Origin of the sequence: Bacteroides coprosuis (assembly GCF_020741705.1) — a bacterium.
GTDB classification, from domain to species: domain Bacteria; phylum Bacteroidota; class Bacteroidia; order Bacteroidales; family Bacteroidaceae; genus Bacteroides_E; species Bacteroides_E coprosuis.
In genome coordinates this window covers 21,484-29,292 of record NZ_DYYK01000102.1, presented here as the reverse complement: position 1 = coordinate 29,292, position 7,809 = coordinate 21,484, and the positions used below count along the sequence as shown (strand labels likewise).

Genomic DNA, 7,809 nt, shown 5'->3' with positions numbered 1-7,809 from the left:
CTTATTTCATCTCCATGGGTTTGATAGGGTATTGCTGTATAACTAGGCTTTTCACTGGTATAAGATAAAATAGTTTCCCAGTTCTCTTTTACATTTTGAAGTTCATCGCCAGAAAAGTATGAACCATTAAGGGAAGCATAATCTCCCTTACTAACTCCTCCAATACGAGTAGTAGTAAAATTAAAAATGTTGGGGTAATCCTTCAAAGAATTAAACCCCAACATTTCATGATATTTTGATAGATAATACATTTTAATCTTCTATTTCCTCATCATCTTCATACTCAAAGTCCACATCGTCCATATCATCTATTTCTTCGTCGTCTATGTCTTCATAGGAATAATCGAATTCATAGTCATCATCTTCACTTTCACGGCTCTCTATTGATAGTGGTGCATGAACCATTTCTATTTTATTACTTTCTTTATTTAGCTCTTCCCAGATAATATCTTTTAGTTGAGCAATATTATAGTTTGTAACAGCAGAAATAAATAAGTGAGGTATATTCTCTGGTAAAGTAGGCTCTAGCAATTCCATTAGCTCTTCATCCAAAACATCAGATTTGGTTATAGCTAGAATTCTCTGTTTATCGAGCATCTCAGGATTAAAAGTCTTTAGCTCATTCAAAAGAATTTCATACTCTTTCTTTATATCTTCTGTATCTGCTGGAATAACAAATAGTAATAGCGAGTTACGTTCTATATGACGTAAGAATCGTAGTCCCAAGCCCTTTCCTTCACTAGCACCTTCAATAATACCTGGAATATCTGCCATTACAAAAGACTTATTATCTCTATAAGATACAATACCTAAGTTTGGCTCTAAGGTTGTAAACGGATAATTAGCAATTTTAGGTTTTGCTGCAGATACAGCAGATAATAATGTGGATTTTCCTGCATTAGGAAAGCCAACTAGGCCCACATCTGCCAATAGTTTCAATTCTAGAATAACTGTCATTTCTTGCATAGGCTCTCCGGGCTGAGCATAGCGAGGCGCTTGATTGGTAGATGTTTTAAAGTTAACATTACCTAAACCGCCACGACCACCTTGAAGTAAAATAACTTCTTGGTCATGATCTGTTATATCACAGATATATTCACCTGTTTCGCCATTAAAGACAACCGTTCCACAAGGTACTTCAATAACACGATCCGCGCCATCTTTACCAAAACACTTCTTTGCTCCACCAGATTCTCCATGATCAGCAAAGACATGACGTTCATATCTTAGGTGCAATAATGTCCAGTAATTTCGATTACCACGCAATATAACATGGCCACCTCTTCCTCCATCACCACCATCTGGACCACCTTTGGGTACATATTTTTCACGCCTCATGTGTGTGGATCCTCTACCACCCTTACCAGAGCGACAATAGATCTTTACATAATCAACAAAGTTAGATTCAGCCATATTTATTACTTTAATTAGTTATCAAAAATAAGTGCGACAATATAGTAGACTATTTCTCTACATATATGGCCGCACTAAATATACTTTCGTATTATAAGTTATCAATTGTTTTTACGATACTATTGAATATTTCATCCATAGTACCTAAGCCATTGATATGAGCATGTAAATTTTCTTTTTCATACCAGTCAATCAATGGAGCTGTTTGAGAGTGATATACCTTCAAACGCTTTTTAATTGTTTCTTCATTATCATCAGCACGACCAGAGTCTTTTCCTCTTTTAATCAAACGCTCCATCAATTCATTTTCTGGAACATCTAATTCTAACATGGTAGAAATACTCTGACCACGTTCCTTTAACATATCTTTTAATGCTTCTGCTTGAGGAATTGTTCTTGGAAATCCATCAAAAATAACACCTTTACTATCTTTAAAGCTATCAAAAACTTGGGCTAAGATATCAATCATTAAAGAATCAGGAATTAACTGACCCTGATCAATAAATCCCTTTGCAGTTTTGCCTAGTTCTGTATCATTTTTTATTTCATTTCTCAATACGTCTCCAGTGGAAATATGGTTAAGTCCATACTTCTCTACGATGCGTTCACTTTGTGTTCCTTTTCCAGAACCTGGAGCACCAAAAATTACGATATTTAACATGATAAATGTGTATGTATGTTTTATAGTTTTATTCTACAACTGTATAGATTTGACGCAAGTTTCTTGCATAACCATCATAATCTAATCCGTATCCTAAAATAAAATCATTAGGTATATTGAAAGCAATAAAATTAATATCTAAATCCACTTTCAACTTTTCTGGTTTTACCAACAACGATGCGATATAAATTTCTTTCGGATTACGAGTACCTAATGTTTCAAGTAAACGTTGCATAGTTAAACCTGTATCTACAATATCTTCAACGATAACGATAGTTCTACCTGCAATATCCTCATTAAGCCCAATAACTTCTTTTACTTTGCCAGTTGATGCAACACCTTGATAAGAGGCTAGCTTTACAAATGAAATTTGACATGGTATAGTGATGTGCTTCATTAAATCTGATGTAAACATGAATGCACCATTTAAAACGCTAATAAATAAGGGATCTTTACCTGCTAATTCTGTATTAATCTCATTAGCAACCCTTTCAACTTCTTTAGCTATTTTTTCTTCGGGAATAGATACTTCAAATTCCTTATCTTTTACTCTTATCCTATCCATAACTGGCTTTGTATTTTTTTAAGTTGGTGCAAAAATACAATTTTTATTCTAGTTATAAATAGTATACACATCAAATATTTCCTAGAAGTAAGCCTAGTATCACATTCTTTAATATATCTATTAAATATAGATAACAATTAAAAAGATGTTTTATCTTTGAGTAAGTAATATTAAAGATTCATTTAACCATTTTAAAGGAATAGAAGATTTATAAAAACACTTTATCTCATTATTCTCTTTTTTACTAATAAACACTACATTGAAGTCTATTAATAATTATAATTATATAATGCTATGATAAAACATTTTAAAGCAATTTGTCTTGTTGCCATTTTTATTTCCTTTGCGGCTTGCAACTCTTCAGAAACGAAACAAGCCACTAAAAAGTTCACACCTATAAAAACGGAAGTTCCTAAAAGACCAGCAGGTCAAGAAGATGTTTTGGGACTAACGGCTCCTAAACTAGACACTGTAAGAGTGGGGTTTATTGGGTTAGGTATGAGAGGACCTAGTGCTGTAGAGCGATTTACACATATTCCAGGTACAAAAGTAGTAGCTCTATGCGATATTCGCCCAGAACGTGTCAGTAAATGCCAAGAAATTCTAATAGAGGCAGGCTTACCACAAGCAGCAGAATATTCTGGTGAAGAAGATTCTTGGAAAGCACTATGTGAACGAGATGATATTGATCTAGTTTATATTGCTACAGATTGGGTAAACCACGTACCAATGGGGCTATATGCTATGGAACAGGGTAAACACACTGCTATTGAAGTACCTGCTGCTATGAGTTTAGAAGATATTTGGGCACTTATAAACACTTCAGAAAAAACAAGAAAACATTGTATGCAACTTGAAAACTGTGTGTACGATTTCTTTGAACTAACTACTTTAAATATGGCTCAACAAGGCATATTTGGAGAAATTCTGCATGTGGAAGGTTCATATATTCACAACTTAGAAGAATTCTGGCCTTACTATTGGAACAACTGGAGACTTGATTACAACAGAAAACACAGAGGTGATGTATATGCGACTCATGGTATGGGCCCAGCTTGCCAATTATTAAATATTCATCGTGGTGATAAAATGAACTACCTAGTAGCTATGGATACTAAATCAGTTAATGGTCGTAAGAATGTAAACAAACTTCAAGGCGATGATGCTCCAGATTTTAAAAATGGAGATCACACACTGACTCTTATCCGTACTGAGCAAGAGAAAACAATCCATATTCAGCACAATGTTATGACACCTCGCCCCTATAGCCGTATGTATCAATTAACTGGAACAAAAGGATTTGCTAATAAATATCCCGTTGAAGGTTATGTATTAGAACCAGAGCAAGTAGATAGCGATGTTGCTCCTAATCATGAGGATTTAAATGCACATGGTTTTGTACCAGAAAAAGTAAAAGAAGCATTAATGAACAAATACAAACACCCTATCCATAAAGAATTAGAAGAAATAGCAAAGAAAGTGGGTGGACATGGTGGCATGGATTTCATAATGGATTATAGATTAGTTTATTGCTTAAGAAATGGTCTACCGCTAGATATGGATGTTTACGATTTAGCAGAATGGTGCTCTCTAGGAGAACTAACGTCTATCTCTATTGAAAACAACTCGGCTCCAGTTGAAGTTCCCGACTTTACCAGAGGTGGTTGGAATAAAATTCAAGGTTATACTCACGCTTTTGCAAAATAATAAATAACATCTTAAAAGATATTAATAAAACGCAGTTTATATATGAATTAATTAGTATATAGACTGCGTTTACCGTATTAATATAAAGACAACTAAAATAATCTATTAACTACAAACACATGAAATCAACTTTTCTAAGAAGGTATATTTTATTCTTCCTATTCCTAGTTATAGTAAAACCTTCCATAGCGTTTGCTCAAAACAATCCAGAAATCCCCTTTTGGAAGGACATTCAAACTGTGTCAATTCATAAAGAGTACCCTAGAACATCTTTTATGAGCTATGATAATAAAAAAGAAGCTCTATCAAGCTCCTTTATGGATAGTCCTTTTGTCAAACTACTCAACGGAACTTGGAAGTTTTATTATGTAGATTCATACAAAAATTTACCTAAAAACATAACAGATACAAATATCAGCACAAACGACTGGAGCGATATTACTGTCCCTGGTAACTGGGAAGTTCAAGGTCATGGAACAGCTATTTATACCAATCATGGCTATGAATTTCAACCCAGAAATCCTCAACCACCCCTACTTCCTGAAGAAAATCCAGTAGGAGTCTATAGAAGAGATTTTGATATCCCCTCAAACTGGGACAATCGAGATATCTTTCTACACATTGCAGGAGCTAAATCTGGACTATATGTTTATGTCAATGGGAAAGAAGTGGGTTATAGTGAAGATTCTAAAAACCCTGCCGAATTTTTAATCAACGATTATCTTAAAACAGGAAAGAACATTTTAACTCTGAAAATATTCCGATGGAGTACAGGTTCATATTTGGAGTGTCAAGATTTTTGGAGAATTAGTGGTATCGAAAGAGATGTATATCTCTTTTCACAACCCAAGACCTCTATTAGGGACTTTTATGTTAAGTCTTCACTTAGCGACGATTACAAGAATGGAGATTTTAAGATTCAAGTAGACCTTAGAAATAGCAAAAACCAATCTCAAAAAGTTGAGGTTTTGTATGAGTTAATCGATGATAAAGGAAAAACGATTGCATCTGACGAAAAAACTACTTGGGTAGAAAAAGCAGAAAAAGTGATATTCACTAAAGAAATTCCACTAGTGAAAACTTGGACATCCGAATCTCCTAATCTTTACAAATTATTATTATCAGTTAAAGAGAATGGCATTGTAACAGAGGTAATACCCTTCAACGTTGGTTTTAGAAAGATTGAAATAAAAGATATAGTAGTTGATGGTAAAAAGCACAACTTATTTCTTGTCAATGGCCAACCTATCAAGTTAAAGGGAGTAAATATTCATGAACACAATCCCCAAACAGGACATTATGTAACTGAAGAACTCATGAGAAAAGATTTTGAGTTGATGAAACAACATAACATCAATACTGTGCGCCTCTGTCACTACCCTCAAAGCAGACGTTTCTATGAGTTATGCGACGAATATGGTTTATACGTATATGATGAAGCCAATATAGAAAGTCATGGTATGTACTATGACTTAAAAAAAGGTGGAACTCTCGGAAATAATCCAGAATGGCTTAAACCTCACTTGGACCGTACGATTAATATGTACGAAAGGAATAAGAACTACCCTAGTTTAACAATTTGGTCGTTAGGAAATGAAGCAGGTAATGGGTACAATTTTTACCAAACTTACCTATGGATGAAAAAAGCAGATAAAGAGTGGATGAATCGACCAGTAAACTATGAGCGTGCTTTATGGGAGTGGAATACAGATATGTATGTACCTCAATATCCAAGTGCTAAGTGGTTAAATGCTATTGGAGAAAAAGGAAGTGATCGACCCGTTGTTCCTTCAGAGTATTCTCATGCTATGGGAAACTCAAATGGGAATCTTTCGGATCAATGGGAGGCTATTTATAAATATCCCAATTTACAAGGTGGATACATCTGGGATTGGGTAGATCAAGGCATTCAAGAATATGACCTAGATGGAAAACCCTATTGGACTTATGGTGGGGATTATGGAGTAGATATGCCTAGTGATGGTAATTTTTTATGCAATGGACTTGTTAATCCTGATCGAACTCCACATCCTGCATTAGCAGAAGTAAAGTATGTTCATCAAAACATAGGCTTCAAAGTGATAAATCCTGAAAGAGGAGAAGTAGAAATAACTAATAGACATTACTTTTCAACTCTAGATAATTATAAAATTATAGCACAGCTCACTCAAGAAGGAAAAGTAATAAAACAAAAAGAGATTAAAGTATCTCTCAACCCACAAGAATCTACTCTTGTAAATACTTATGGAACAAGTGATGTAAAGAATAATACTGTATCAGAGTATTTTGTAAACTTCATTGTTACAACAAAAAACGCTGAAATTTTAGTTCCTAGCAATTTTATTGTAGCAACTGATCAGTTTAAAATTCCTACTCAGAAAACAGCTCAACCTCTGAATACAAAAGGTCCAAAACTTTCTGTTGACAACAGTGAAAAAAGTATTATTGTTAGATCAAGTAAAATACAGTTCATATTTAACAAAACAACAGGTATAGTATCATCGTATCAAATAAATGGAAAAGAGTATTTTCATGAAAGCTTTGGTATTCAACCCAACTTTTGGAGAGCTCCAAATGATAATGATTATGGAAATGGTGCTCCTAAACGCTTACAAATATGGAAAGAGGCTAGTAAGGACTTTAATGTGGTTGACACCCAAATATCAGAAGAGAAAGACCATATTCTCCTGAGCGTAAACTACCTTTTACCTGCTGGTAATTTATATATTATAAACTATAAGATTTACCCATCGGGTGTTCTACAAACACATATTACATTTACTTCTACTGATGCCAAGGCTAATGAAATAGAAATTTCTGAAGCTACACGTACAGCTACATTTACACCAGGAAATGAGGCTTTGAGAAAAAATTCTACAAATTTAGAAGTTCCTAGAATAGGTATTCGTTTTAGAGTTCCTCAAGAAATGAATTTAATTCAATACTTTGGCCGTGGACCTCACGAGAATTATACCGATAGAAATGCTTCTGCTTTTGTAGGGTTGTATCAAACTAAAGTTGAAGAGATGTATTATCCTTATGTGCGACCACAAGAAAATGGACATCACACAGATACTCGTTGGCTAGAGCTTAAAAATAAGAATAATCAAAAAATAAGAATAAATGCTGATGCTACTTTTGGGTTCAATGCTCTACGCAATTCTATTGAGGATTTTGATTCAGAAGAAGCCATACAACACTCTTACCAATGGAATAATTTTTCTGCAGAAGAGATCGCAAACAAGGATGAAAATAAAGCTAAAAATGTGCTAAGAAGAATGCACCATATTAACGATATTACTCCTAGAAATTTTATTGAAGTTTGCTTGGACTTAAGACAACAAGGTGTTGCAGGTTATGACAGCTGGGGAGATCGTCCAGAACCCGAACATACTCTCCCTGCAAACCAAGAGTATCAGTGGGGATTTACTATTATTCCTCAATAAATTCAATATTCTATTTA

At 34.3% G+C, this 7,809-nt stretch carries 6 protein-coding genes; 2 read left to right on the top strand and 4 right to left on the bottom strand.

All coding sequences use genetic code 11. The features are described from left to right. The 4 genes from K8V80_RS05995 to hpt all read right to left on the bottom strand — a co-directional run. A partial coding sequence (locus K8V80_RS05995; protein WP_276776090.1) for a laccase domain-containing protein occupies nt 1-251 on the bottom strand: 251 nt, incomplete at its 3' end. 1 nt (nt 252) lies between these two features. After that, nucleotides 253-1,413 (bottom strand): GTPase ObgE, encoded by a 1,161-nt coding sequence (gene obgE / locus K8V80_RS05990; RefSeq protein ID WP_276776087.1) that lies wholly within the window; start codon nt 1,411-1,413, stop codon nt 253-255. A gap of 91 nt (nt 1,414-1,504) precedes the next feature. After that, nucleotides 1,505-2,074, bottom strand: coding sequence for an adenylate kinase (locus tag K8V80_RS05985; protein WP_006744153.1), 570 nt, complete (start codon nt 2,072-2,074; stop codon nt 1,505-1,507). A gap of 28 nt (nt 2,075-2,102) precedes the next feature. Beyond that, entirely contained in the window at nt 2,103-2,639 is a 537-nt protein-coding gene (hpt, locus tag K8V80_RS05980; protein ID WP_006744152.1) for a hypoxanthine phosphoribosyltransferase, read from the bottom strand. A gap of 294 nt (nt 2,640-2,933) precedes the next feature. Between hpt and K8V80_RS05975 the strand changes: the two genes are divergently transcribed. Then, nucleotides 2,934-4,346, top strand: coding sequence for a Gfo/Idh/MocA family protein (locus K8V80_RS05975; protein ID WP_276776080.1), 1,413 nt, complete (start codon nt 2,934-2,936; stop codon nt 4,344-4,346). Between the two features lie 119 nt (nt 4,347-4,465). Further along, nucleotides 4,466-7,792 (top strand): glycoside hydrolase family 2 TIM barrel-domain containing protein, encoded by a 3,327-nt coding sequence (locus K8V80_RS05970; protein WP_276776077.1) that lies wholly within the window; start codon nt 4,466-4,468, stop codon nt 7,790-7,792. Nucleotides 7,793-7,809: the final 17 nt, after the last annotated feature.

What these genes read in the sequence shown, in the direction of transcription:
- obgE (WP_276776087.1), bottom strand. Translation starts at nt 1,413, where the DNA reads ATGGCTGAATCTAACTTTGTTGATTATGTAAAGATCTATTGTCGCTCT.
- K8V80_RS05985 (WP_006744153.1), bottom strand. Translation starts at nt 2,074, where the DNA reads ATGTTAAATATCGTAATTTTTGGTGCTCCAGGTTCTGGAAAAGGAACA.
- hpt (WP_006744152.1), bottom strand. Translation starts at nt 2,639, where the DNA reads ATGGATAGGATAAGAGTAAAAGATAAGGAATTTGAAGTATCTATTCCC.
- K8V80_RS05975 (WP_276776080.1), top strand. Translation starts at nt 2,934, where the DNA reads ATGATAAAACATTTTAAAGCAATTTGTCTTGTTGCCATTTTTATTTCC.
- K8V80_RS05970 (WP_276776077.1), top strand. Translation starts at nt 4,466, where the DNA reads ATGAAATCAACTTTTCTAAGAAGGTATATTTTATTCTTCCTATTCCTA.